General features: G+C 34.4%; 2 protein-coding genes. One reads left to right on the top strand and one right to left on the bottom strand.

Annotated features, from left to right (window positions below; genetic code table 11):
- Positions 1-393, bottom strand: a 393-nt coding sequence (locus tag F6K23_RS40820) for a Uma2 family endonuclease (RefSeq protein ID WP_367267984.1), incomplete at its 3' end; no start/stop codon positions are given.
- 226 nt (positions 394-619) lie between these two features.
- Here F6K23_RS40820 and F6K23_RS40815 point away from each other — a divergent pair.
- Positions 620-841, top strand: coding sequence for a Uma2 family endonuclease (locus F6K23_RS40815; protein ID WP_293166956.1), 222 nt, complete (start codon positions 620-622; stop codon positions 839-841).
- The last annotated feature ends 412 nt before the right edge of the window (positions 842-1253 follow it).

Here is a 1253-nt window from a genome sequence, read left to right as displayed (position 1 = left end):
TTTATCCTCTACTTCTAAACGTAATCCTAAAGGTTTGCTCCGACCATCTGTAATTAATTTATAATTTGTTTCTGCCAGACGATACCCTTGCAATTTTTCTTCTATCCATTCACCTTTAGGGTAAAATAACCAACATTTCTGTACTTTTAATAGTTCGTAAAATACTTTTTTATAACCTTCATCGTCTCTGCGGGTATTTTTAGTAGTTACCTCAAAAATAACCGCAGGAATTTTACGTTCTTCCCAAAGTTTATAACTATCTCTTCCCCCTGGTTCCACATCAAAAATTACCATCACATCAGGAACAGTTAGTAGTTTAGGAAAACCCCTAGAAAAATATAAAAATTGTTTACTTAGTACAGTTGCTTTTTGACCTTTTAAATATTCTTTCAAGACTTAAAAAATAGTTGAAACAGCGTATAGAACCCATTTGGTATCTTCATAAATATTAAGTTTTTTGAGCTAGGAGACAGGAGACAGAAGGTAAGAGGTAAGAGGTAAGAGGTAAGAGGGTAGATGTGGGGAGAAATAATATAAAAAATTCAACACTCCTTCAGATGATTGTTCCTCAAAATTGATGCGCGAAAAGACTTGACTACCATAATTATATAGACCTCAAATGGGTTCTATAATCGATCACTCTCCTGATGCTGCCTGGGTAAAACAGGAAAGATGGGATAGTTTAACTAGGGAAGAACAGGAAAATTTTGCGCCTTTATACCTCGATTTTGTAGTAGAATTACATTCTAAAAATGATACTATTTTAGAGTTACAAAAAAAGATGAAAAAGTATCAGTCAAATTGTGCAATATTAGGTTGGTTAATTGATAGTGAAAACTGAAAATAGAGATTTATCGGCAAGATCGGGAAGTGGAAATTTTGGAAAATCCTAATAGTTTATCTGGGGAATATGTGTTGCCTGGATTTGTTTTAGATTTAATAGAAGTTTGGTAATGCAGTGCTAAATAAACATTTGTTGCTGAGAGGATATCTGAAAAGTTTTTTGATACTGAATTTTGCCCCCCTAGCCCCCCAACTTTGGGGGAAACAAGAGTCAATTTGCTTGCTCTAGTCCCCCAAAATTGGGGGATTTAGGGGGCTTTAATTTTGAAAAGCGCTGTTAAAAAATAATTAAGCCAAAGAATTTTCCTTAGCCTAATTCTCCTTTGTTAATTTTCAGGTAATTCTCCAAAGCGATCGCGATAACGAGACAGTAAAGATTCTAATTCTTCGGTTCGTTTTTCTGCTTCTTG

Origin of the sequence: Okeania sp. SIO2C9 (assembly GCF_010672455.1) — a bacterium.
Classification (GTDB): domain Bacteria; phylum Cyanobacteriota; class Cyanobacteriia; order Cyanobacteriales; family Microcoleaceae; genus Okeania.
Note: the sequence above shows the minus strand (reverse complement) of the source record. Positions and strands in the feature narration are given on the sequence as shown.

What these genes read in the sequence shown, in the direction of transcription:
- F6K23_RS40815 (WP_293166956.1), top strand. Translation starts at nt 620, where the DNA reads ATGGGTTCTATAATCGATCACTCTCCTGATGCTGCCTGGGTAAAACAG.